This window comes from Paenimyroides ceti (genome assembly GCF_030409925.1).
Genome location: NZ_JAUFQU010000001.1, coordinates 724,183 through 748,866 on the forward strand (window position 1 = coordinate 724,183; position 24,684 = coordinate 748,866).

Genomic DNA, 24,684 nt, shown 5'->3' on the forward strand with positions numbered 1-24,684 from the left:
GTAGCAAAAATAGAATCATATATACAAAAAAGGTATAGAAATAACTAAGGTAAAACAGGTATGAAAAATAAGATTTTAGCTTTTCTAATTTTAGTACTATTATTTTCTTGTACAAAAGAGGTAAAAATAAAAGCAAATAATGATGATATTAGTTTCTCATCAAAAACCTCAAATACATCTTATAAACAACTTAAATACAAGATGATATTACCTGAAACTATTTTTGTCAATAAAACTTATAAAGCAATAATTGAGTTCGAGAGCGATTTTGATACTATTATTGACCCAATTCAAGTTGGTAAGGCATTAAATGATACTACCAAAACAAGATTAATAACTTTCTATAATTTTTTTCCAGTAAAATCTCCAATGGAATCTCAAGGTAATTTAATTATAAAGGATTCAACTTTTGTGCTTAATAAAAAATTTGTAATTGAAAATATTTTATTTAAAGAAACAGGAGAGTTTGTCTTTTGTGGGTTGATTTTTGATCAAATTATGTATAACCATTATAATAAAAAAGGTGTGCGTGATTCCGTATATTTCGATAGAAAAAGGCAACAAATATTTAAAAAAGTAGTGGTAATAGACTAATCCAAATATTCCCCTTCATCATCTTTGAGTAAGGGGAAAATTTTAAACGCATGAAGGATTTATGGAGTTAAATAAATTAAGACAGATAACAATTCAAGAAGAAATATTACTAAATCACTTAATTAATATATCGAATTATTCAATAGATCAAAATTGGAAAGAAAAAATAAGAGTTAAATTTCTAAATGATGGTAATATGGGAAGTTTGGAATTATTTGTCAATGATGATTTTGATGAATATAGATTTTTTGGTAAACAGATTTCTGAATGCTCTTTCTTTGATTCTGATGGAGTCAAAGTTATAGTGTCATTAAATATAGATACCAATGGAAATTTATTTGAATTAGATATTTGGAAAACAGATTTTTCTCCGCTAATAAAAATACCAACTGATATAAGTCTGTTTCATTCTGATTTAAATTGAGTATGAGAAAAAAGGTCTATCTGTATATCAATAGGTTTATTTCTTTATACAAAAGGTAAACTTCCCCATTTTTGTAGGTTTCCCCTTTTTCGGACAAGTTAAAAATATAAAAATTAGTTATTAATTATTTTCATTATTTGATTTTTATATATGCAAGGGTTCATTGTAGTTTTCAATTCACTTATAGACCTATACAAGATATAAAACCCAAGAATATTGAATTAACATACGGCATTGAAAACATAAGTCCGAAATACAAATACGTAGAAACGCTTGGCTCAATGTTACAATAGAAAGTGAAGTGTACAGTAGTAATATATAAATAAAAATCTACTCTTCTTTTTAAAAGCAAGATCCTTATTTAAAAAATCAATCTAAATTTTAAATAATAATTTTTTTATTTAAATTAGTCTTTCAATTTTTAATTAAGAAAAGCGCTATTTTAAGTCAGAAAAAAATATGAAAAATTTCAAATCAGGAACCTATATCAACCAAGGCTATTACAAAAGCTTTCAACCAACGGAGCTTAATAAGCAATGGTTGTTAGACGATATGGAAATACAACAACTCTTATCGAAAGCAGATCGACAAATAGGTAGATTAGATATGTATTCAGAATATATTCCTAATATTGATCTGTTTATTAGTATGCATGTGGCCAAAGAAGCAACCCAAAGTAGTAAGATAGAAGGTGCACGAACCAATATAGAAGATGCCTTTTTTGATAAGGAAGATTTAAGAGAAGAACGTCGAGATGATTGGGAAGAAGTTCATAATTATATCTTAGCGATGAATCAGGCTATTCAACAATTAAACGAATTGCCATTTTCTTCTCGTTTAATTAGGGACACACACCGCATACTTTTACAAAGTGTTCGTGGTCAACATAAGCTTCCAGGTGAGTATAGAAGTAGTCAAAATTGGATAGGTGGTGCAAGTATAAATGACGCAACTTTTGTACCTCCGATTCATACTTCTGTACCCGAAATGATGGCTGATATAGAAAAATTTGCACATAATGATGAAATATACTTTCCTGATATATTAAAAATAGCATTAATACATTATCAATTTGAGACAATACACCCGTTCTTAGATGGTAATGGTCGTGTAGGTAGATTATTAATCACACTATACTTAGTCGATAAACAAATTCTTAAAAAACCAATATTGTATTTGTCAGATTTTTTTGAACGTAATAGAACATTATATTATGATAACTTAATGCGTGTACGTACACATAACGATATAACACAATGGCTTAAGTTTTTCTTGGTAGGGGTAATTGAAACAGCTAAAAATGGTATCGAGACATTCGATGCTATTTTGAAATTAAAGAAAGAGAAAGAAGAAATTATTCAAAAAAATAGTACACGTAGTCATCATTTATTGAACATATTAGAAAAACTGTATCAAAAACCAATTATCAATGCTATACAAGTTGTTGAAATTACAGGAGTTTCTAATCCTACAGCTTACAAAATATTAGATGAGCTACAACAATATGGAATTCTAAAAGAAGTAACAGGCGGCAAAAGAGGGCAAGTGTTTATGTATGAACCTTACATCAGATTATTCTAAGAATAACTAAATTAACTTTATGAAATAACCCGACTTACAAGATCAATACTTAATCAATTTTTTCTGCAGATCAGATGGTTTGGTAACCTTTCCCGTTTTTAAGACAAATCAGAATAAATAAAATTGCTGACAAAATAAGGAGAGCTGTTTTTAATGTAAAATAAAACAGTTATTTCTTTTTTTGTATATTACGTCATATAACCTGTACGATATGAAGTATTTATACCTTTTTCTTTTTCTTCTGACAATGGTAACGGTAAACGCCCAGACCATTTCGGGTATTGTAACGGATAAAAGCACTGGACACCCGATTGAAGATGCTTCGGTTTTTTTTGATAATTCAACAACCGCTGTTTATACAAAATCTGACGGGAGTTTTACAATACGACTTCCTCAAAACAATAAAAATAGTCTTATCGTCAGTGCTTTTGGATATGAGTATTACGTAATGCGTGAGCCTGTCGCACAAACACAGCTAAAAGTTGCTTTACAACTGGAAGAGAATCGTATGGAAGAACTGGTTGTTCATAAGAAAGTATTTTCAAGAGAACAGCTTTTAAAAGCCTTTCGCTATTTCTTTTTAGGCAACACCAACAATGCTAAAAATGCTAAAATACAGAATGAAAAAGACCTGATCCTTGTTTTTGATACCGATGCCAATACGTTAATTGCGTATGCAGACAAACCGGTAAAAGTATTGAATACCAACCTGGGATATACAGTGCTGTTTCATATGGAGCGTTTTTCAGTACGGTTCAGGGAGCGTACATTAGATCCAAAAAAATATGAAAATAGCCTTATATTGGGCTATACGCAATACGAAGATACGGGTAACCAGAATGAGCAGATTTTAAAAAACCGTTTACAGACTTACGAAAATTCATCGGGATGGTTTCTGAAAAATCTCATTTTACCCAATAAGCATCAGAATCCTTTTTACCTGATGGCCAATGGTGTACAAATAAAATCTGAAGATTATTTTAAAATAGAAAAAAAGGAAGAAGGAGTTTATACGCTTTGTGTTCTCAAAAAAGCAAGGAGTAGAAAACCAGTGGTCACCCAAAAAAACTTTATTAACGGTACATTTGATCCGTCTTCGGTTAAAGAATATACAATGGAAGAAGTGCCTTTTGTAGTCATGAATAAAAAAACTGAGAAACAATCGCTTTTGTATTTTACGGATGAATGTTTGCAGATCAATGCTTTTGGAATTTTAGAAAAACCCGATGCGCTTTATTTTGGCGGATATTTTTCAGACATGAAGATAGCTGATATGCTGCCGGAAGAGTATAACAATAAGAGAGAAGAAACAGATGAGGAAAAGTTTACAGAACAAGTCCTGCTCGCTGATGAACAATATCAGGCTTTTGAAGAAAAAGTTTTAGCCTATTATTCCTCTGAAGAATATGCTGCCTACAGTAAATGTGAACGCCTCTTTCAGCAAAAAGTACAGACAGCTTATACAGACCGCGATACAGAAGCATTTGCAAAGTGGCTGGAAACCAATCTTGAGAAAACCACTTTTGTCAATAAACAAGAAGCAATGACTTTATTCGTGGAACGTGAAATGTTATATAAAAAAATAGCGGATGGAAAAGCAGCTATTGAAAAAGCAGAAAATTTTTTCGCAGAACAATATGGAGCGGAAAATTTTAAAGAAGTGTATTACAAACGAGTGATGAGCAAAATGATGCAGCGACTCTCTAAAGAATAACAGTATTGTCACAACACTGGTTGCTTAAGCATCTGATCTTAAATAAAAAAGCCGTTACTCAATGTAACGGCTTTTTGTGCTTTATATTTTTACTGTCCATTCAAAAGGATCATTAGCTAACTTATTCTGAATTCTGGTCAGCTTGTTTTTCAAATCAAGAGCAAAACACTCTTCATCTTTCAATTCAGGTAGCTGGTAGTATTGTTCCTTATAAGAAAAACCTTCAATCTGGTTAATCACTGCGGCAGTACCGGCACCAAAAATCTCTTTCAGAGTTCCATCTGCTGCTGCTTTGGTAATCTCTTCGACCAATACCGGGCGTACTTCTACCTGATAGCCTTCGCTTTTTGCGAGTTCGATCAAACTTTTTCGCGTTACACCATCCAGAATTCTTTCAGAGGTAGGAGCCGTATATAACGTATCCTTAATTCTGAAAAACACATTCATGGTTCCTGCTTCTTCCAGTTTGGTATGAGTGGCAGAGTCAGTCCAGATGACCTGATTAAAACCTGCTTCCTGAGCCAGTTTGGTCGGATAAAACTGAGCCGAATAATTACCTGCAGCTTTTGCAGCTCCGATACCGCCATTGGCTGCACGGCTGAAATGCTCAGCAATCTGAACTTTTATCTTTCCGGAATAATAAGATTTTGCCGGAGATAATAAAATACAGAACAGGAATTCATTAGACGGACTTGCAATAACACCGCTTTCTGTAGCAATCATAAACGGACGGATGTATAGAGAATTACCCTGACCTTTTCGAACCCATGCTCTTTCCAGATCAATCAAAGCTTTTAAACCTCCGATAAAACGTTCTTCATCGATTTCAGGCATAGCCAATCGGACAGCTGATTTATTAAAGCGTTCAAAATTCTGATCAGGTCTGAATAACCATACATCATCATTATCATCTTTATAGGCTTTCATTCCCTCAAATATCGCTTGTCCGTAATGAAATACGCGCGCTGAAGGATCAAGCTCAATAGCGCTGTAAGGTTTGATTTCCATTTGTTGCCATGCGTTATTTTTATATTCGCACACCAGCATATGATCTGTGAACTTGGCTCCGAACTTTACGTTTTCAAAATCGAATGAATCAATTTTAGATTTATCAACAGTGGTAATTGATATATTGCTCATAACATCTACTTCCATTATAAGTTATTTTGTTGTAATAATAGTTTTTTTGTCAATAGGCTGTAAAATTAGCAAAAAAATCCCTCATAAAGGCTTTTGGAGTATATTATTTGTATTTTTATAAAAGGAACAGATCAGCTAAACGATTAAAAATTAGAAGTATATTATATAGAACGATTATAAAATACCTAAATAGTGTATCTTTGTCACAAATTTATATACGTTATTTATGAAAAAATATTTGATAATTTCCCTAAGCTTTTTAGCATTAGTAAGTTGTGATAAAAAGGAGAAAGCCACAGAACCAACTACTGAAACAACAGAACAAATCACGTATGAAACGTTTGGAGACAGTTTGTCTGCTGAAGGGGCATTGACTAAAGAAGCAATGCTTGCAAAATATGAAACATTAAAGCCGGGTGATACCCTGAACGTGAAATTTGCATCTGATATTAAAGAAATATGTCAGAAAAAAGGATGTTGGATGAGTATGGATTTGGCAGATGGTAAAGAGAGTTTTGTAAAATTTAAAGATTATAAGTTTTTCGTACCGATGAATGCTCAAAAGCATAAAGCTGTTGTTTCCGGAAAAGCATTTGTTTCTGAAATTTCTGTAGATGAATTAAAGCACTATGCAAAAGATGAAGGGAAATCAGCCGAAGAAATTGAAAAAATAACAGAACCTAAGCGTACTTTGCAGTTTATGGCTGACGGAGTATTAATTGCGAAACAGTAATATGAATTATTTTTTTGGATTTTTTTTCTTGGCACTTTTTTGTGTGGGATGTAATGAAAAAAAAGCTGAGGTAAAGCCGGAGAAATCTGCAACCGGTGAAGCTGAATTTAAAATGTATGAGATGTCTGAAATGGCAATGTTAATGGAACAGATGTTTTCCTACAACGTGCATTTGAGAAATCGGATATTATCGGGGGAGGAGCTCGGGGAATTTCCGGAGCATTTTGAAAAAATAACGGTGGCTATGACAACGGATGTCGATGACAGGGATTTATTTTTTGAAGAACACGCCCAAGAGTTTTTAAAAGCCCAGAAACGTATTTATACAGATCCTGAAAATGCGGAGAAAAATTTTGATGCAATGGTGCAATCGTGTCTGGCATGCCATGCAAAAAAATGCGGGGGACCAATTCCAAGAATTAAAAAACTATTAATAGCACCACAGAGTGAATAGAAAAGTCATTATCACAGAAGACGGATCGTCTTCCCTTCTGATGCAGGATTGGGGAGAAACCTATCATTCCGTTCACGGTGCTGTACAGGAAACGCAACATGTTTATATTGAAAACGGGTTGCGTTTTCTTTTTTCTCAAAATAAAAAAGAGGAATATGCTGTACTCGAAATGGGATTCGGAACCGGACTCACAGCTTTGCTTACAGCTCTAAATGCAGCGGACGCCTTAAAAAAGGTAAATTATACCGGTATAGAAGCTTTTCCGTTGACAGAAAGAGAATGGAAAACACTGAACTATACAGACCATCTGCCGACTCAGGAGACACTGTTATATAAAGTACATGAAGCTGTCTGGGAAAAAGCAATACCACTGACACCCTTTTTTACACTTACGAAAACCCAGCAGCGGTTTGAGACTTTGTGTGTGGAAGGAACCTTTGATTTAATCTATTTTGATGTTTTTGGGTATAAATACCAACCGGAATTATGGACGGAAGCTATTTTTGAGCAAATGAAAGATTTACTATACCCCGGTGGTATACTTGTAACCTATGCCTGTAAAGCAGCTGTTAATAAAATATTAAAGAATTTGGGATTTGAAGTGCATAAATTGAAAGGACCACCTGGAAAAAGAGAAATGACGAGGGCAATTTTAGTTAAAAAATAATATTTTGGATTTCTTTAACATTCGTATAAATGTTAATTTCTTATTTTTAGGTATACAAATTAATTAAATAAAAAGTATAAAAAATTAGCTATGTCGAATACATTGAGTTTTGCAAAACGTGTATTAGAAAATGTATGTTTTGATAAGAATTTGTTTTACAAAGAATTTCAGAAAGCCAGTAAATATTTACTGCCTTATGATTTAGAGCAATTGTATTATTGGGTAAAGGATTTTGTTAAGACAAAACCGGAACTGGATACTCTGGCACTTGAAATAAGTATATAATAAAAAGGGATTGTTTTTAAACAATCCCTTTTTTATGAATCTTAGGACTGATGATTTCTACATCCTGAAAAGTAATAGCGCCTTTGACAACTCCGAGAATGGTGGCTCTGAGGGCTTCAATAATATGAAGCTTTAATTCACTCTTGGCAAAAATCAGACTTACTTCTCGCGAAGGTTTCGGATCTTTGAAGTGTAGGATATTTTTTTTATTTTTTTCATTCAGGTCCAGTGTGTGTAAGTAGGGTAAAAGCGTTACTCCGAGACCTTCATTAGATAGTTTTATAAGGGTTTCAAAGCTACCGCTGCTGAACTCAAAATTTTTATCATTGGCTGTTTTAAAATTTTTACAGATATTGAGAATGCCGTTTTTAAAACAATGACCGTCTTTAAGCAATAAAATCTGGTTAATTTCCAGATCTTCAGGTGTAAGCTCTTCTTTATTTTTGCGGAAAGAATCCGGAAAATAACCCACAAAAGGTTCATAATATAACGTGTATTCCTTAATATCCGGCTCCAGAAGTGGAGTGGCAGCAATACCCGCATCCAGTAATCCGTTGCGGAGTCGTGCCATCATATCCTCAGTATTATATTCTTCAATAATAAGATTGACTTTTGGATATTTATTGATAAAATTGGTAAGAAACATCGGTAACAGAGTAGGGGTAATGGTTGGAATGATACCCAATTTGAAATTACCGCCGATAAATCCTTTCTGTTGATCTACAATATCTTTGATACGGTCCGATTCGTTAATGATGTTTTTTGCCTGATGTACAATCTGTTCTCCAACTTCAGTAAGCTTAATGGGTTTGCTGTTTCTGTCAAAAATCTTTATATCCAGTTCTTCTTCGAGTTTTTGAATCTGCATACTGAGCGTGGGCTGGGTAACAAAACATTTTTCTGCAGCAAGGGTAAAGTTTTTATATTCAGCTACAGCAAGTACATATTGAAGTTGTGTAATGGTCATAACAAAAGGTTTTATCTATTGCTAAATTGAAATTATCAATTTTATTGATTCAAATATCGGGTTTTTAATCGTAACTTTATAGTAATAGTTATTAATATAAAAACAAATAGAGATATGAATTATTTTGGATTGCCAGAAAAGGAAACGAAGCAAAACATTGAATCATTAAACGTATTATTGGCTAATTTTCAAGTGTATTATCAAAATTTAAGAGGACTGCACTGGAACATACGTGGGAAACGCTTTTTTGATCTGCATGTAAAATTTGAAGAGTTGTATAACAATGCTCAGCTACGTATAGACGAAATTGCAGAACGCGTACTCACTTTGGGTGGAACGCCTCTTCATTGCTTTGAAGACTACATGGCTCACAACAAACTCAAAGTAGGTAAAAATATTTCGCAGGACGAATCTGCGGTAGAATTAATTATTGATTCTCTCACAAAATTATTGGTTTTAGAAAGAGATTTATTAATAAAAACAGGAGATATCAATGATGAAGGAACGAATTCCATGATGAGTGATCTCATCACGGAACAGGAAAAGGATATCTGGATGATGAAAGCTTTTTTAGGTTAATTTGTATGAATGAAAAAAGTGAGGCAGCGCCTCACTTTTTTTATAAATCTATTTTTTTCAATTCCTGATAGTTTTTGTCGAGCTTTTTCAACAGCAATCCGTAAATTATTCTGTAAAATAGCCAGATAAACAAAGCCAGTACACAACTCATTACTAATAGTATTGCGGATAAAATACCATTAAATAAAAGTGCATTGACTTTGAGATCGTCGCTGTGATCAATAGAGAGCATACCGATAATACCGCCAACCATAAAACTTATCATGACTACCACCACATTAAATACAATATACTTATTTACTATTTTACGTGTTTTAAGAATATTCTTCATGAGTTCGCGTGTCGACGAATCAACGGCTATTTTACGGTACATTTTATAAAAGTTAAAGATAAAATAGACCAGTACCATATAAAACAAAATAGTGATTATCGGACTATAGGTGTCCATTTTTTCATATATTTTGTTGGGAATCATTTCCTCTTTGCTGATAAAACTGGTGATAAAGAAACTGCCGACAATACCCAAAGCAAATTCAATTACACTTATATAAAAAATCCATTTTACAATTGAAGAGGACCTTTTGTGTATGATATGCTGGATTTCATCTTTTGAAAATTTAGGAAAATTTTCATTTTTCTTCCAGTGTTTTTTAAGTAAATCTAATTCTTCCATTCTCTTTTCCCACTATATTAAGGATTTACAATTTTCTTTAATTTGGTTTTTATTCTATTCATTTTTACACGGGCATTTACTTCACTGATTCCCAGCGTTTCTGCAATTTCGGTATAATCTTTATCCTCCAGATACATATATACCAACGCTTTTTCAATATCATTGAGCTGTCGAACGGCATCGTACAACAATTTCAACTGTTGTTCTTCCTCATCATTATACTCCTCATATTTTATTTTATAGGAAGTAATTTCGATGTCAGAAGTAGCAATACTCTTCGTTGATTTTCGGTATAATGAAATAGCTGTATTAAGCGCTACACGATATGCCCAGGTAGTAAATTTGGAATCGCCTCTGAAATTGGGAAATGCTTTCCATAACTGAATAGAAATCTCCTGAAAAAGATCTTTATGCGCATCAGCATCAGATGTATAAATCCTGCATATTTTGTGGATTATATTCTGATGTTCTTCTAACTGAACGATAAAATGCTGCTCTAAATCTTTATTCATATGCTATAAGTAGTACATAAGATGAAATTGTTACACCTCTGCAAATTTTTTAAAAAATATTAAATGTAAGTTAAGGCAAAATTATAACTGTTATTATTATTAAGTTCGTAATTTTGTATAACACAAAAAGTACAAAAAAATGATGAATATTCCAGACTCTGCTCATCCCAGAGTTGTAATAATCGGTGGCGGTTTTGGCGGTTTATCACTGGCTCGGAAACTGAAAGGTAAAAATTTTCAAGTAGTATTGTTAGACAAGCACAACTACCATAATTTTCAGCCGTTGATGTATCAGGTAGCTACAGGAGGATTAGAAGCAGGATCTATTGCTTATCCGATACGTAAAGTGGTACAGGATCACAAGGAAACTTTTTTTAGGATGGCTGTTGTGGAAAAAGTTGATACTGAAAATAAAAAAGTCGTTACCAATATCGGAACCATCTATTATCACTATCTGGTAATAGCGACCGGTTCTACCAATAATTTTTTCGGAAATAAAGAAATTGAGAAGCATAGTATGGTAATGAAAACCATACCAGAAGCTTTAAACATACGCAGTCTGCTGATTGAGAATTTAGAACTGGCATTACAGACCAATGATGAAGCTGCTCAGAGAGAACTGATGAATTTTGTCATTGTAGGTGCCGGACCAACGGGAGTTGAATTGGCGGGAGCATTGGCAGAATTAAAAAAAGCTGTCTTGCCTAAAGATTATCCGGATCTCGATATTGCGAATCGTATGCAGATCAATCTGGTTCAGGGAGTAGATCGTGTGCTTGATGCCATGTCAGTAAAATCATCCAGGGCAGCAGAAAAATACTTAAAAGACCTCGGTGTCAAAATACATACGAATGTCAGAGTGACCAATTATGATGGTAAAGTTATTGAAACGGCAACTGATCTTCAGTTTCATTCACAGGCTGTGATATGGTCTGCTGGTGTAAAAGGAGCTGCAGTAAACGGAGTGGAAACTGCTGTAGATAAGGCTTCACGTATTCGTGTCAATAGTTTTAATGAAGTTGAGGGAATTAAAGATGTGTTTGCTATTGGTGATGTTGCGGCAATGTATGGAGACAAATATAAATTCGGACATCCCATGATGGCTCAGCCTGCTATACAGCAAGGAGAATTACTGGCTGAAAATCTTGAACGCATTCAAAACAAGATGGCCTTAAAAGCATTTACGTATAATGATAAAGGATCTATGGCAACTATCGGTAGAAATAAAGCGGTAGTGGACTTACCAAAATTCCATTTTAATGGCGTATTTGCCTGGTTTGTTTGGATGTTTGTACATTTATTGTCGCTGATCGGATTCAAAAATAAAGCGTTGGTATTCTGGAGCTGGGTGTATAACTATTTTGTATTTGACAGAGAATCACGTGTTATTATCAGACCGTTCAGAATGTATAAAAAAAATTCTATGGCTCAGGATTGATCCAGATTGTGATATTTTTTATCATAGTTGACTATTAAATCTACAAAGCGATTGTAGGAATACATACCGTCTTTTTGGTTATTAATTTTTAAGAAATTTCCATAAAAGACTTTAAAGAATTTTGAAGAGTAGTTTTTATGTTTTTCCCAAAATAACTCTGTTTCCAGGATGTTCTCTTTAACTCCGGGATGCAGCTGCTGGTGAAAATGTAAAAACTTTTCTTCGTTTATATTGCTTACTTCTTTTAAACAATATTTTAAAGCATATAAGTAACCGGCATACCGAAACGTATTATTGTCCTGCCTTGTCATGACCAAAAAGGCCAGCATATTGGCTTCGCTCTCTTTGGCAATACCCAGTTGATGTGCTATTTCGTGGGCGGTTGTAACGGGAAGACCGATTGCCGGAATCAGGTCGTTTACCTGAGCTTCATGTGTAAACGGATTAAAATAACCACTGAATCCCATCTTTGTCAATACATAACTAAACAGCGAAGGCTTCGCAGAAGCAATATTCTGTATGGGAAGATCTGTTTCTGTAGCCATTTTATGATAGCCGTTTCGGGAGATTTCATTAAAATAATCTAAATCTTTTTCGATAATAACTTTTTGAAGACTGTCATGGGTAATTTCATATTGGTAGGCATTGGTAAGGCCGATGAGCTTTTGGGTTGTAGCAAGTAGTTCGTCTTGTGTATACACCAGCTCTATTCTTAGTTCTTTGTCTAATGGTGTGCGATAATTGTTTATGGCCCACGAAATATTAAAAGTCATAAGAAAAATACAGATGCCTGCTATAATGAACTGTATGATTTTAATACCTTTTTTTTCTTTTAATCTCATTATTCTGATGAATCGGTACAATAAATAACAAATAACAACAAAGTATATGATATCTCCCGCTGAGAAAGAAATCCATCCAAATAGTTTTGTCAGAAAAGCATTGTAAGGGTTGTAAAACAATTTTACATAGATTGTATCTACCCATGTTGCTTTTGACTTTAGCAGGTATAAAATGAGATATAAAAAAAGTAAAGAAAACAGATACTTTAGAACAAGGCGCATTTTTTATTTTCAAAGTACTAAAATTTTTTTGAATAAAAAATGAATATTTATTTAGAATTAATAAAAATAACTTATTATATTTGTTTCTGAAATTTAAAGCATACAAAATGGGAAAATCAGCTGCAGAGATAGTATATTTCTGTGACGGAAAAAAATGTTGCCGCTATAATGAAGAACCAAAATCCTGTTTTAAGGCTTTAGTAGCGGATGCCGGTATGGAGTCGCTTGTTTCTTTGGAAAAAATGAAATGTCAGGGGATGTGTAAAAAAGCTCCGGTTTTTTATTTAGATTCTAAAAAGAAATATAAAAAAGAAGTGACCAAAAAGAAAGCGATGAAGATTTTTGAAAAATACATCGCCATAGCTGTTAATTAATTATTGTTTTATTTTGTAATAAAGTACGATTTTGGATTTAATATCTGAAGTTGTACTTTTTTTATAGAGTAATTTGTAAATTTGGACATCAATAAACAACGATACGTATGAGTCATGAAATAAGAAATTTAGAGCCTAAAGCTTTATGGAATAAATTTTCAGATTTAAATGCGGTACCACGCCCTTCAAAAAAGGAAGAAAGGGTTATTGCATTTATGATGGAATTCGGAAAAAAACTCGGGTTGGATACTATTCAGGATAAAGTAGGGAATGTAATTATTAAAAAACCTGCTTCTTCAGGAATGGAGAACAGAAAAACAGTTGTTTTGCAATCTCATCTTGATATGGTACATCAAAAAAACAATGATACCGATTTTGATTTTGACACTCAGGGAATTGAGATGTATGTGGATGAAGACTGGGTACGCGCAAAAGGAACAACTTTAGGGGCAGATAATGGAATTGGAGTAGCAACAATTATGGCTATTCTTGAAAGTACAGAAATCAAGCATCCGGCTATTGAAGCATTGTTTACAATAGATGAAGAAACAGGTATGACAGGAGCCATGGGATTAGAAGGCGGTATGCTGGAAGGTGAAATACTGTTGAATCTTGATACAGAAGAGGATGATGAAATTGATATCGGTTGTGCTGGTGGAATAGATGTGACTGCTGAAGCGGAGTATGATGAAGAAGAAGTACCCGAAAGTTCTGTTGCGTATACCATAACCGTGAAGGGATTGAACGGAGGACATTCAGGTATGGATATTCACAAAGGGTTAGGAAATGCCAATAAAATAATGAACCGTCTTTTATTTGAAGGATTTGACAATTTTGGATTGCAGATCTCTCAAATAAAAGGGGGAAGTCTGAGAAACGCTATTCCGAGAGAGAGTGTTGCGCAGGTCATCATTGCTCAGGTATATGATGATGCTTTTGTATATGATATGCAGCAAATTGTCAATGAAATAAAAACTGAACTTGCTACAACAGAGCCGGCTTTGGAAATTGTCTTTGAGAAACAGGAAAAACTACCCGCTAAAGTAATGCCGCCTGTAGCACAGTTTTATTTTGTAAGAGCAATGTATGCAGCGCATAACGGTGTGTATAGAATGAGCGCTGATTTCGATGATTTGGTAGAAACTTCAAACAACATAGCAAAAGTAGAAGTTGGTAATGGTAAACTGAGTATTCAGTGTCTGACGCGTTCTTCTATTGAAAGTTCGAAAATGGATTTGGCAAATGCATTGCGTGCTACATTTGAACTGATGGGATGTGAAGTTACATTTTCTGGATCTTATCCGGGCTGGACTCCAAATCCGAAATCTGAAATTCTGGATGTACTGACATCTATTTACGAAAAACAAAATGGACATCAGGCAAATGTTGTAGCTTGTCACGCCGGATTGGAATGTGGAATTTTAGGAACTAACTATCCGGATATGGATATGATTTCTTTTGGTCCGACCATTCGCGGAGCGCACTCTCCAGTTGAGAGGGTTTCTATTAGTTCTGTACAGAAATACTGGAAATTTGTGTTGGAAATTTTGGAAAACATCCCGCAGAAATAAAATAAAAAAGGTTCGTGAAACGAACCTTTTTTTATTTCCATGCCTTTTTAGGCTTTAAGCTATAGGTTAGATCAATAACCTGCTTTATCGCTTTTTCAATTCGTTTTTCTCCTTCCGGAGTATTGAGGTCGATACCACAAAATTTGTTACCATTGCTTTTTGCATGCAAAGATAAATAATAAATACCTCCTATCTGAAGTGCCATGATTGCCCGAAGATCAATATCTGAATTGGCAAAATCTTTTTCTGCATGCTCAAATAATGTTTTACCGATTTCTTCGCGCTCATCAATTATTTTTCGCAATACATCATTTTTCTCGCCAATTTCCCAATGAATTATTTTTTGAAGTTCTACATTATCCAATAAGGTATCAAATTGCATCTGTAAGAGTTCGTTCACGACCTCTTTGTTGATCTGATCCGGATTTTCCATCAGATTTGTTATATATTCCTTGGAGTCGCTCTTCCAAAAGTCTTTATCCCTTATGTAGGTTTCTACTAAAGGATCAATTCCCCCAAAATATACATATACCAACTTGCGATCTACTTTTGCTTCTTTAGAAATGTTTGCAATGTTTAACCCGGAATATCCTTTTTCTTCTAAAACTTTTCCTACTGCATCAATGAGTTTTCTCATTGTACGTGCTTTTTCACGGATTGGTCCCTGTGAAACTTTACGTACTTTTTTAGGTTTTTCATTAGATTCGTTTGCCTCCATATATCTGAATATTTGTTTCAAAAAATAATAAAACTCACCTCATGATAACTTCTCAATATTTTCTTAAGGGAAAAAAGGTTATTTTTCAGTGAATTTTTCAATAAATATAAGAACAAATATATTTAATATATATCATTAAACGAATTATTATTTGCTTTAAAATGTTAAAAATTAACAATTGTTGTGTTTAATATTTTTATGTGGAAGTGTAAATTTAGTAACTGTACGTTTTTTTATATATCATTTACTGCCGTAGGATAGCTATTTCTTTTTATAATCTTAACACTTATTTAAGCCTTTACACTTGTTAAAAATGATACATTTGAACGTTAAATCAATTACAAATGAAAAAATCGATTATTGTTCTTTCCTTTTTAGCTCTTGCTTTTACAGGCTGTAAAAAAGAAGAAGTAAAACCATCAGAACATAACAAATTAGAAGAAGTGCCTTTAGAAGAAAAGGTAGCTTATACACAGACATTAGAATGGACGGCTTTTAAGACACCTGAAAAAATAGGTGTTAAAGGTACTTTTAATGACATTAAACTGAATAATGTAAAAGACTCAGGTAATTTACTCTCCGATTTAAAAGAAGCAACGTTCCAGATAGAAACATCTACTGTAAATACAACAGACGGCTTAAGAGACGAAAAGCTGAGAACGGCTTTTTTTGCTGTTATGTCAGGCAATATTCATGGAAAATTCATTGATTTTAAGGATGGAAAAGTTACAGTTGAAATCACAATGAATAATGTGACCAAGGAAAAAGAATTTGGTTATACTGCAACAGATGATATGATTACCATTTCAGGATCTGTAGACATCATTGCTGATTTTCAGGGGACAAAAGCCTTTAACAGTTTGCATGAATTATGCAAAGAACTGCACATGGGAAAAACATGGACAGATGTTGAAATAAAAGCGGTAGTCAGTAAAAAGTGATTGACGATTAATGCTTTATAAAAGAGGAACTTTAATGAAAAAGTTCCTCTTTTTTTGTACATTTGCAACTCGAAAAATCTAAAGATTATGATGCTAGATAGATTGCAATATGTAAAACAGCGTTTTGATGAAATTTCGGACCTGATCATTCAGCCGGATGTCATCGCCGATCAAAAGCGTTATGTACAGTTAAACAAGGAATATAAAGATTTGAAAGCGTTGGTAGACAAACGCGAAGAATATATCAATGTTGTTGGAAATATCGAAGAAGCAAACGAAATCATCAATGATGGGAGTGATGCGGAAATGGTAGAAATGGCAAAAATGCAATTGGAGGAAGCAAAAGAACGTTTACCGGAACTGGAAGACGAAATAAAATTTATGCTGATTCCTAAAGATCCGGAAGATGCTAAAAATGTTATGGTGGAAATCCGTGCAGGAACCGGAGGTGATGAAGCGTCAATTTTTGCAGGAGATCTTTTCAGAATGTATACAAAATACTGTGAAGCTAAAGGATGGAGAACATCTGTGGTAGATATGAACGACGGAACCTCAGGCGGATTCAAAGAGGTTATTTTTGAAGTTACTGGAGAGGATGTGTACGGAACGTTAAAATATGAAGCAGGTGTACACCGGGTACAGCGTGTGCCACAAACAGAAACACAGGGCCGTGTACATACATCGGCTGCTACTGTAATGGTGTTGCCGGAAGCGGAGGAATTTGATGTACAGATTGATATGAACGATGTGCGTATTGACTTTTTCTGTTCATCGGGTCCGGGTGGACAGTCTGTAAATACAACAAAATCAGCAGTTCGTATGACACACATTCCAACGGGATTGGTCGCTCAGTGTCAGGATGAGAAATCTCAGCACAAAAATAAAGATAAAGCACTTACAGTACTTCGTTCCCGTTTATATGAAATGGAATTAGCAAAGAAACAGGAAGAAGATGCAAAAAAACGTAATTCACAGGTAAGCTCGGGAGACCGTTCTGCTAAAATCCGTACCTACAATTATCCGCAAGGTCGTGTGACAGATCATAGAATAGGTCTTACCATCTATGATTTGGATGGTGTGATGAATGGAAATATACAAAAAGTAATTGATGAATTACAATTGGTAGCCAATACTGAAAAGCTAAAAGAAAGCGATGTATTCTAAATAATCATTTATCAGTACAACCAATGAATCCAAATTTAGAAAATCTAAAAAATGCCATAGAGCCTTATCGTCAGGAAATTGTAAAGCATAAGGTCTACCATGCATTAAAAAGTTTAACTGATGTACAAGTGTTCATGCAGCATCATGTATATGCTGTCTGGGATTTTATGTCATTACTAAAAGCACTTCAAAATTCTTTGACCTGCACTACGGTGCCATGGTTTCCCAAAGAAGATGCTGATGCTGTGTATCTGATCAATGAAATTGTAACAGGAGAAGAATCCGATGTCGATGCTTATGGAAACAGAAAAAGCCATTATCAGCTGTATCTCGAAGCAATGCATCAAAGTGGGGCAAGCACTGCACAGATTGATCTGTTCATTGAAACATTAAAAAGCTGTGGGGAGTTAGAAACAGCTTACAAAAAAGCCAGTCTGCCGATAGAAGTTATTCATTTTCTCAATTTTACATTTTCTGTTATTTACAGCAATAAACCTCATGTACAAGCGGCTGTCTTTACATTTGGTAGAGAAGATCTGATTCCGGATATGTTTCATGTCATGGTAGCCGATTTATACAAAACCAATCCCGAAGAAATTGCAGTGTTTAAATACTATCTGGAGCGACATATTGAAGTAGATGGCGATCATCACAGCCATTTGGCACTCGATATGACGGCAACCCTCTGTGGAGATAATCCTGTGTTCTGGAAAGAAGCGGAAAACGCTGCGATAGAAGCGCTGAAACAGCGAAAACTTCTTTGGGACAGTGTATATAATGAAATTGTAAAATAATATTAAATTAGATAACCCGTGAAAATAAGTGAATTGGTAGCGCAAATACGCAAAAAGAAATCGTTTTTATGCGTAGGATTAGATGTAGATATGGATAAAATACCTGCTCATTTATTACAGACCGAAGATCCGATTTTCGAATTTAATAAAGCAATTATTGATGCCACACATGATTATGTGGTTTCTTATAAACCCAATACCGCTTTTTATGAAGCTCAGGGTATAAAAGGATGGCAGGCGCTGGCAAAAACCATTGCATATCTCAACACCAACCATCCTGAAATATTTACCATTGCCGATGCTAAAAGAGGCGATATCGGAAATACTTCCGGTATGTACGCAAAAGCTTTTTTTGAAGACCTGGCTTTTGATTCTGTAACGGTGGCTCCTTATATGGGAAAAGATTCGGTGGAACCTTTTCTGGCTTATAAAGACAAAATAACCATTCTGTTGGCACTGACCTCAAATCCGGGAGCTTTTGATTTTCAAACGTTGAAAACAGGTGAAGATGAGGTTTATAAAAAAGTATTAGAGACTTCTAAAAAATGGCAGAATGCCAAGAATCTTATGTATGTGGCAGGCGCAACCAAAGCAGAATATTTTAAAGAAATAAGAGATATAGTGCCGGATAGTTTTCTGTTGGTTCCTGGTGTTGGAGCGCAGGGCGGAAGTCTTTCAGAGGTATGCAAATTTGGTTTGAATAAAAATATAGGTTTGCTTATCAATTCTTCCAGAGGTGTTATATACGCTTCTGACGGATTGGATTTTGCAGAAGCGGCAAGAAAAGAAGCTCATAAATTACAAAAAGAAATGGAAGTCATCCTTTCTGTAAATTGATATGTTCGAACTCACTGATCAAATAGGGCAGGTACACCAATTCGCATCCACACCTAAGCGAATCATTTCACTGGTTCCTTCACAAACAGAAACCTTGTTTGAGTTAGGACTTGAAGAACAGTTGATGGGAATTACAAAATTTTGTGTACATCCTTATCATCTGCGTCCTACCAAAATAAAAATAGGAGGAACAAAAAACGTTCATGTCGAAAAAATTAAAGCACTAAATCCGGATATTATCATAGCCAATAAAGAGGAAAATACCCTTGAGATTGTAGAAAGTCTGCAGGGGATATGTCCGGTATGGGTGACCGATGTACGCTCTTTTGATGACGCGTTACGGATGATAAAGGATTTTGGTGAACTCTTTAATAAACGAACAGATGCAGATAAATGGGTTCAGAAACTCCAGTATGCTTATAAAGATTTTATTCGTTTTGTGGCAAACAGACCGGAGCGAAAAGCTGCTTATCTGATCTGGAGAGAGCCTTATATGGCAGCAGGTAAAGATACTTTTATAGATGAAATGCTGACGTTGAATAAATTTCAGAATATTTATGCCAACAGACCCGGAAGATATCCCGAAGTAGAAATTCGTAAAATGCGTATTCAGGGTGACCCGGATATCGTTTTTTTGTCTTCTGAACCCTATCCTTTTAAAGAAGAACATGCTTTTGAAATCGGAAGAAGTACGCATCATGCCAAAACGGTTTTTGTAGATGGCGAAATGTTTTCATGGCATGGAGTACGCCTTTTTAAAGCCTTTGAATATTTTAAGATATTACACGACAGACTCGGAGATGAATAAAATATAGTTAAAAAAATGAGGGTATTCCATGTAAATGGAATACCCTCATTCAGTAAAAAAAATAATTATGAAGACTTATTGATTTCTAAAGACAAGTTTCCCTTCAAAGCTGTCTAAAAGGATGATACTGTCCGTTTTTACTTCACCTGCTAATATTTGTTTAGACAATTCGTTAAGAACCTCTCTTTGTACTACCCGTTTTACAGGTCTTGCTCCAAAATGCGCATCATATCCTTTGTCTGCCAGATAAGAAATTGCTTCCGGAGTAGCATCCATTGTGATATGTTGTGCTGCCAGCATTTTGAACACGCTGTTTAATTGTAACGAAACAATTTGTTTTATATTGTCCTGTGTTAAAGGAGTAAACATTACTATTTCATCAATACGGTTTAAAAATTCCGGACGAACAGATTCTTTCAGAACATTTAAAACGGCTGTTTTTGCCTTTTCTGCAGCTTCTTCTGATGTGTTATTGTCAAAAGCTTCCTGTATGATATGACTTCCCATATTAGAAGTCATGATGATGATGGTATTTTTAAAATCGGCAAGGCGTCCTTTGTTATCTGTGAGCCTTCCTTCATCAAGTACCTGCAATAAAATATTGAAAGTATCCGGATGGGCTTTTTCAATTTCATCCAGAAGAATAACCGAATACGGGCGTCTTCTCACGGCTTCGGTAAGCTGTCCGCCTTCATCATATCCGACATATCCCGGAGGTGCTCCCACAAGTCGGCTTACGCTGTGTCTTTCAGAATATTCACTCATGTCAATACGTGTCATGGCATTTTCATCATCAAAAAGATATTCTGCCAGAGCTTTGGCAAGTTCTGTTTTTCCGACTCCGGTAGTTCCGAGGAAAAGGAAAGAACCGATAGGTTTTTTCGGATCCTGTAAGCCGGCACGACTTCTTCTTACGGCATCGCTTATAGCGTGAATCGCTTCTTCCTGACCTACCACTCTTTTGTGTAATTCATCTTCGAGTTTTAATAGTTTTTCGCGCTCAGACTGAATCATTTTTGTAACAGGAACTCCGGTCCATTTGGCTACCACTTCTGCGATGTCGTCATAGGTTACCTCCTCTTTTATAAGAGAGTGACCTTTCTGGTTTTCATCTACTTCTTTCTGTAAAGCTGCTAATGCTGCTTCAGCTTCCTGAATTTTGCCGTAACGTATTTCGGCTACTTTTCCGTAATCTCCGTTGCGTTCCGCGCGTTCGGCTTCCAGTTTAAAATTTTCTATATCCAGCTTGATGTTCTGAATATTATCGACTACTTCTTTTTCTGATTTCCATTTGGTAAAAATGGCGTTGCGCTCTTCTTTTAAGTTCGCCAGATCAATGCCTAATATTTTGAGCTTATTTTCATCATTTTCACGTTTGATGGCTTCAATCTCAATTTCCAGTTGCATTATTTTACGATCCAGTACATCGAGTTCTTCAGGTTTGGAATTGATTTCCATACGCAGTTTAGAAGCTGCCTCATCCATTAAATCAATAGCCTTATCCGGTAAGAAACGATTGGTAATATAACGCTGTGATAACTCTACTGCACCTATAATCGCCTCATCTTTGATGCGTACTTTATGGTGTGTTTCGTATTTTTCTTTAATACCTCTCAGAATCGATATGGCACTTTCTGTATCGGGTTCGTCGACCATAATTTTTTGAAAACGACGCTCCAGTGCTTTATCTTTTTCAAAGTATTTTTGATATTCATCCAGAGTTGTTGCTCCTATTGCTCTGAGCTCGCCTCTTGCCAATGCAGGTTTGAGAATGTTGGCAGCGTCCATGGCACCTTCACCGCCTCCGGCTCCGACAAGCGTATGGATTTCATCAATGAATAATATGATACTGCCATCAGAAGATGTTACTTCTTTGACTACAGATTTGAGTCGTTCTTCAAACTCTCCTTTGTATTTTGCTCCGGCAATCAAGGCTCCCATGTCTAAAGAGAAAACAAGTTTGTCTTTCAGATTTTCAGGTACATCACCTTGAACAATACGGTGAGCAAGTCCTTCTGCAATAGCTGTTTTTCCGACTCCGGGTTCTCCGACCAACATCGGGTTGTTTTTTGTTCTTCTCGATAAAATCTGCAATACACGTCTGATTTCTTCATCTCGGCCAATTACAGGGTCAAGTTTACCGTCGTTGGCAAGCTGATTTAAGTTCTTTGCATATTTGTTCAAAGCATTGTAATTCTCTTCTGCTGATGCAGAGGTTACGCGTTCTCCTTTGCGTATTTCTTTTATAGCTGCTTCCAGATCTTTTTCATTAACGCCCTGGTCTTTTAATATTTGTGCTACTTTGCTTTTTGATTTAAAAATGGCCAGTAGCAAATGCTCTACAGAAACGTATTCATCGTTCATTTTTTTAGCAATTGCCTGTGCTTCATTGATAGATGTACTCGCCTCACGCGAAAGCCCTATTTGTGCTCCCTGTACTTTAGGAAAGTTTTCAATAGTAGCATCGAGCAACTGTTTGAACAGATCAATATTTACGTTTACCTTTTTTAAAATAAAAGGTGTTACATTTTCATCCACTTCCAAGATCGCCTTGAAAATGTGTTCATTCTCAATTTGCTGTTGCCCATGCATTTGCACTAAAACCTGTGCCTGTTGCAAAGCTTCCTGAGATTTGATGGTGAAATTGTTTGGATTCATAGTATATATGGGTTTATTTTTATTAGATTTTTACGATATGTTAATTTACAATATATATTCCATATATTAAAAACAGACAAAATGTCTCTTTATAGGTTTTTAAAAATTACAAAAGCTGACTTTTTGTCTTGTTTTATTGTTGTTATGATTGTTTTTTGCTTTTTTGACAGGCAAAAAAGAGTATTTTTGTAAAAAAAGATTAGTAAAAAGCAAAGTTAAGCAAAACGATTAAATCCGTTGCTATACAATGTTTTATAAAGAAGTAGTCTTTATTTGGAACTCGGTGTCTGATAGGTTTTGGGCTTGAAATGACAAAGTTAAGTTACTAATTCGTTACCGATTAATAGAGGTTCCTTATTAGCTTAAACGGTTATATTTCAGTGTTTTGCACTTATTTTTATATTTCCTTGTAACTCAATGTAAATTAATTTTAAACATTAAACATTTGAGTTATGACGCAGACAAAAAAATCAACGTTCAAACTGCTTTTCTACTTGAAAAAGAACGAACTGAAAAAAAATGGTAATGCTCCAATTATGGCACGTATTACCATTGACGGAACACCTAAAACTTTTGGGACAAAGTTAGAAATTGACCCTAGCAATTGGGATCTAAAATATGGAAGAGTTGAGGGCAAAAGCGCAACAGCTTTAAATATTAATAAAAAGTTGGATAACATACGTGGGCGTATCGACAAAATTTATGAAGATATGCTGAAACACGAGGGCTTTGCTACTTCCCAAAAAGTAAAGCTCTCATTCTTGGGTGTTGGTGTAATGGATGATGCAATTCTAAAAGTCTTTAACGATAAAAATGAGGATTTTAAAAAATTAGTTGACAAGGAAGAACGTTCACAAAGCACCTACAACAAGTACATCACGGTTTATAATCATCTTACCACTTTTATCAAAGAACGCTATCATCGTGATGATATGGCCTTTCGGGAATTGACTGGAGATTTTATTAGGGAATTCGATTTTTATCTTCGGTACGATTTACAATCTACACATAATACGGTTTGGGTTTACACGATGCCCGTACTAAGTCTGGTAGAATTGGCTATAAAAAAAGGTTTGATACGTGATAATCCGTTTCAAGATTATGAAATTAATATGGAAGAAACCGACAGGGGTTATATTCTTAAAGAAGATGTAGAAAAACTGATGATGTGTGCACCGCCCCACCCACGGTATGAGCTTGTGAAAGATCTTTTTATTTTCAGTTGTTTTACCGGACTTGCTTATGCGGATATTAAAAAACTAACAAGGAACAATATTCAGTCTTTCTTCGATGGCCATCAATGGATCATCAGCAGAAGAAAAAAATCAGATATTGCTTCTAATGTTCGATTAATGGAAATCCCAAAACGTATTATAGAAAAATACCTCGGTAGCACTCGTAATGAGTTTATCTTTCCAGTTCCAACTAATGTAACCTGCAATACTCACATTGGCAAATTAATTGAAAAAGCTGAAATTATTACAGAACAAAAAGTAACTTTTCACACCGCAAGACACACATTTGGAACGATGTTTTTGACCGAAGGCGTACCTCTTGAAAGCCTTAGCAAAATGATGGGACATAAAAACATTTCAACTACACAGATTTATGCTAAAATTACCAGCCAAAAGATTAGTAAGGATATGGATTTAGTAGCTCCTAAATTTAAGGAGATTGAAGAAGCGTTTTTACAGGTTATATAGTTAATCACAATTTGATAATTACTAGCAGAACTTAACGGTTCTGCTTTTTTTATGCCCATATTTTATAGCCAAAGCACATTTACTTCGCTCTGCTATTCCCTTTCTGTAAAAGAGCTTTTCGGCTACTTCTGGAACAGAAGATTAAAAAATGTTGCCATCTACGCCTCCCACACAAATACATTTTCTAATCCTCTGCTAGTGTGGCTTTGATAACCCACCGCTTTAAAAAAGTGTTTTAAAAATTCAGCGAATTGGAAGTGTTATTTCAATTCACTGAAAACCATTTCTCAA

General features: G+C 34.8%; 26 protein-coding genes. 19 read left to right on the forward strand and 7 right to left on the reverse strand.

Annotated elements, in window-relative coordinates; all coding sequences use genetic code 11:
- The first annotated feature begins 60 nt into the window (after positions 1 to 60).
- The 4 genes from QW060_RS03375 to QW060_RS03390 all read left to right on the forward strand — a co-directional run bounded on the left by QW060_RS03375 (position 61) and on the right by QW060_RS03390 (position 4,313).
- A complete protein-coding gene (locus QW060_RS03375) occupies positions 61 to 594 on the forward strand; it encodes a hypothetical protein (protein WP_290362293.1) in 534 nt (177 codons plus the stop codon).
- 61 nt (positions 595 to 655) lie between these two features.
- The gene (locus QW060_RS03380) at positions 656 to 1,018 is read left to right on the forward strand and encodes a DUF6984 family protein (protein ID WP_290362294.1); all 363 of its coding nucleotides are present in this window, start codon (positions 656 to 658) and stop codon (positions 1,016 to 1,018) included.
- A 459-nt stretch (positions 1,019 to 1,477) separates the two neighbouring features.
- Positions 1,478 to 2,599, forward strand: coding sequence for a Fic family protein (locus QW060_RS03385; protein ID WP_290362295.1), 1,122 nt, complete (start codon positions 1,478 to 1,480; stop codon positions 2,597 to 2,599).
- 211 nt (positions 2,600 to 2,810) lie between these two features.
- Positions 2,811 to 4,313: a carboxypeptidase-like regulatory domain-containing protein gene (locus QW060_RS03390; protein ID WP_290362296.1), complete on the forward strand. Its 1,503-nt coding sequence runs from the start codon at positions 2,811 to 2,813 to the stop codon at positions 4,311 to 4,313.
- 81 nt (positions 4,314 to 4,394) lie between these two features.
- On the opposite strand, the gene QW060_RS03395 is transcribed toward QW060_RS03390, so the two are convergent.
- Complete coding sequence (locus tag QW060_RS03395) at positions 4,395 to 5,468, reverse strand: branched-chain amino acid aminotransferase (protein WP_290362297.1); 1,074 nt, start codon at positions 5,466 to 5,468, stop codon at positions 4,395 to 4,397.
- Positions 5,469 to 5,679: 211 nt separating this feature from the next.
- On the opposite strand from QW060_RS03395, the gene QW060_RS03400 reads away from it, so the two are divergent.
- The 4 genes from QW060_RS03400 (at position 5,680) to QW060_RS03415 (ending at position 7,592) form a co-directional block, all read left to right on the forward strand.
- Positions 5,680 to 6,186, forward strand: coding sequence for a DUF4920 domain-containing protein (locus QW060_RS03400; RefSeq protein ID WP_290362298.1), 507 nt, complete (start codon positions 5,680 to 5,682; stop codon positions 6,184 to 6,186).
- 28 nt (positions 6,187 to 6,214) lie between these two features.
- Positions 6,215 to 6,640, forward strand: a complete 426-nt coding sequence (locus tag QW060_RS03405) for a hypothetical protein (RefSeq protein ID WP_290362299.1) — start codon at positions 6,215 to 6,217, stop codon at positions 6,638 to 6,640.
- Positions 6,633 to 7,307, forward strand: coding sequence for a tRNA (5-methylaminomethyl-2-thiouridine)(34)-methyltransferase MnmD (gene mnmD, locus QW060_RS03410; RefSeq protein WP_290362300.1), 675 nt, complete (start codon positions 6,633 to 6,635; stop codon positions 7,305 to 7,307). Before QW060_RS03405 ends, mnmD begins: the two co-directional genes overlap by 8 nt.
- Before the next feature lie 90 nt (positions 7,308 to 7,397).
- Positions 7,398 to 7,592 (forward strand): hypothetical protein, encoded by a 195-nt coding sequence (locus QW060_RS03415; RefSeq protein ID WP_290362301.1) that lies wholly within the window; start codon positions 7,398 to 7,400, stop codon positions 7,590 to 7,592.
- A gap of 16 nt (positions 7,593 to 7,608) precedes the next feature.
- On the opposite strand, the gene QW060_RS03420 is transcribed toward QW060_RS03415, so the two are convergent.
- The gene (locus QW060_RS03420; RefSeq protein ID WP_290362302.1) at positions 7,609 to 8,559 is read right to left on the reverse strand and encodes a LysR substrate-binding domain-containing protein; all 951 of its coding nucleotides are present in this window, start codon (positions 8,557 to 8,559) and stop codon (positions 7,609 to 7,611) included.
- Positions 8,560 to 8,673: 114 nt separating this feature from the next.
- Here QW060_RS03420 and QW060_RS03425 point away from each other — a divergent pair, with 114 nt between their 5' ends.
- Positions 8,674 to 9,138, forward strand: coding sequence for a Dps family protein (locus QW060_RS03425; protein WP_290362303.1), 465 nt, complete (start codon positions 8,674 to 8,676; stop codon positions 9,136 to 9,138).
- A 40-nt stretch (positions 9,139 to 9,178) separates the two neighbouring features.
- On the opposite strand, the gene QW060_RS03430 is transcribed toward QW060_RS03425, so the two are convergent.
- Positions 9,179 to 9,811 carry a hypothetical protein gene (locus tag QW060_RS03430; RefSeq protein ID WP_290362304.1) on the reverse strand — a complete coding sequence of 211 codons (633 nt, stop codon included), beginning with the start codon at positions 9,809 to 9,811 and terminating at the stop codon, positions 9,179 to 9,181.
- Positions 9,812 to 9,828: 17 nt separating this feature from the next.
- Positions 9,829 to 10,323 (reverse strand): RNA polymerase sigma factor, encoded by a 495-nt coding sequence (locus QW060_RS03435; RefSeq protein ID WP_290362305.1) that lies wholly within the window; start codon positions 10,321 to 10,323, stop codon positions 9,829 to 9,831.
- A 139-nt stretch (positions 10,324 to 10,462) separates the two neighbouring features.
- Between QW060_RS03435 and QW060_RS03440 the strand changes: the two genes are divergently transcribed.
- On the forward strand, positions 10,463 to 11,761 hold the full coding sequence (locus QW060_RS03440) for an NAD(P)/FAD-dependent oxidoreductase (RefSeq protein WP_290362306.1): 1,299 nt from the start codon (positions 10,463 to 10,465) through the stop codon (positions 11,759 to 11,761).
- Here the strand turns inward: QW060_RS03440 and QW060_RS03445 are convergent.
- On the reverse strand, positions 11,752 to 12,825 hold the full coding sequence (locus QW060_RS03445) for a DUF3810 domain-containing protein (RefSeq protein WP_290362307.1): 1,074 nt from the start codon (positions 12,823 to 12,825) through the stop codon (positions 11,752 to 11,754). The genes QW060_RS03440 and QW060_RS03445 overlap by 10 nt on opposite strands.
- A gap of 107 nt (positions 12,826 to 12,932) precedes the next feature.
- Here QW060_RS03445 and QW060_RS03450 point away from each other — a divergent pair, with 107 nt between their 5' ends.
- The gene (locus QW060_RS03450; RefSeq protein WP_290362308.1) at positions 12,933 to 13,199 is read left to right on the forward strand and encodes a (2Fe-2S) ferredoxin domain-containing protein; all 267 of its coding nucleotides are present in this window, start codon (positions 12,933 to 12,935) and stop codon (positions 13,197 to 13,199) included.
- A gap of 107 nt (positions 13,200 to 13,306) precedes the next feature.
- Positions 13,307 to 14,770 (forward strand): aminoacyl-histidine dipeptidase, encoded by a 1,464-nt coding sequence (locus QW060_RS03455; protein WP_290362309.1) that lies wholly within the window; start codon positions 13,307 to 13,309, stop codon positions 14,768 to 14,770.
- Between the two features lie 31 nt (positions 14,771 to 14,801).
- Here the strand turns inward: QW060_RS03455 and QW060_RS03460 are convergent, their stop codons facing one another.
- A complete protein-coding gene (locus QW060_RS03460) occupies positions 14,802 to 15,488 on the reverse strand; it encodes a TetR/AcrR family transcriptional regulator (RefSeq protein ID WP_290362310.1) in 687 nt (228 codons plus the stop codon).
- A gap of 344 nt (positions 15,489 to 15,832) precedes the next feature.
- Between QW060_RS03460 and QW060_RS03465 the strand changes: the two genes are divergently transcribed.
- The 5 genes from QW060_RS03465 (at position 15,833) to QW060_RS03485 (ending at position 20,032) form a co-directional block, all read left to right on the forward strand.
- The gene (locus QW060_RS03465) at positions 15,833 to 16,429 is read left to right on the forward strand and encodes a YceI family protein (protein ID WP_290362311.1); all 597 of its coding nucleotides are present in this window, start codon (positions 15,833 to 15,835) and stop codon (positions 16,427 to 16,429) included.
- A 90-nt stretch (positions 16,430 to 16,519) separates the two neighbouring features.
- Positions 16,520 to 17,593, forward strand: coding sequence for a peptide chain release factor 1 (gene prfA, locus QW060_RS03470; protein ID WP_290364681.1), 1,074 nt, complete (start codon positions 16,520 to 16,522; stop codon positions 17,591 to 17,593).
- Positions 17,594 to 17,616: 23 nt separating this feature from the next.
- Positions 17,617 to 18,387 carry a DUF3050 domain-containing protein gene (locus QW060_RS03475; RefSeq protein ID WP_290362312.1) on the forward strand — a complete coding sequence of 257 codons (771 nt, stop codon included), beginning with the start codon at positions 17,617 to 17,619 and terminating at the stop codon, positions 18,385 to 18,387.
- Positions 18,388 to 18,405: 18 nt separating this feature from the next.
- Positions 18,406 to 19,224, forward strand: coding sequence for an orotidine-5'-phosphate decarboxylase (pyrF, locus tag QW060_RS03480; protein WP_290362313.1), 819 nt, complete (start codon positions 18,406 to 18,408; stop codon positions 19,222 to 19,224).
- Between the two features lies 1 nt (position 19,225).
- On the forward strand, positions 19,226 to 20,032 hold the full coding sequence (locus QW060_RS03485) for an ABC transporter substrate-binding protein (RefSeq protein WP_290362314.1): 807 nt from the start codon (positions 19,226 to 19,228) through the stop codon (positions 20,030 to 20,032).
- A gap of 75 nt (positions 20,033 to 20,107) precedes the next feature.
- Here QW060_RS03485 and clpB read toward each other — a convergent pair whose 3' ends face one another.
- The gene (gene clpB, locus QW060_RS03490) at positions 20,108 to 22,690 is read right to left on the reverse strand and encodes an ATP-dependent chaperone ClpB (RefSeq protein WP_290362315.1); all 2,583 of its coding nucleotides are present in this window, start codon (positions 22,688 to 22,690) and stop codon (positions 20,108 to 20,110) included.
- Positions 22,691 to 23,142: 452 nt separating this feature from the next.
- Here clpB and QW060_RS03495 point away from each other — a divergent pair, with 452 nt between their 5' ends.
- Positions 23,143 to 24,393, forward strand: coding sequence for a site-specific integrase (locus QW060_RS03495; RefSeq protein ID WP_037438455.1), 1,251 nt, complete (start codon positions 23,143 to 23,145; stop codon positions 24,391 to 24,393).
- A gap of 51 nt (positions 24,394 to 24,444) precedes the next feature.
- A complete protein-coding gene (locus QW060_RS03500; RefSeq protein WP_290362316.1) occupies positions 24,445 to 24,603 on the forward strand; it encodes a hypothetical protein in 159 nt (52 codons plus the stop codon).
- Positions 24,604 to 24,684: the final 81 nt, after the last annotated feature.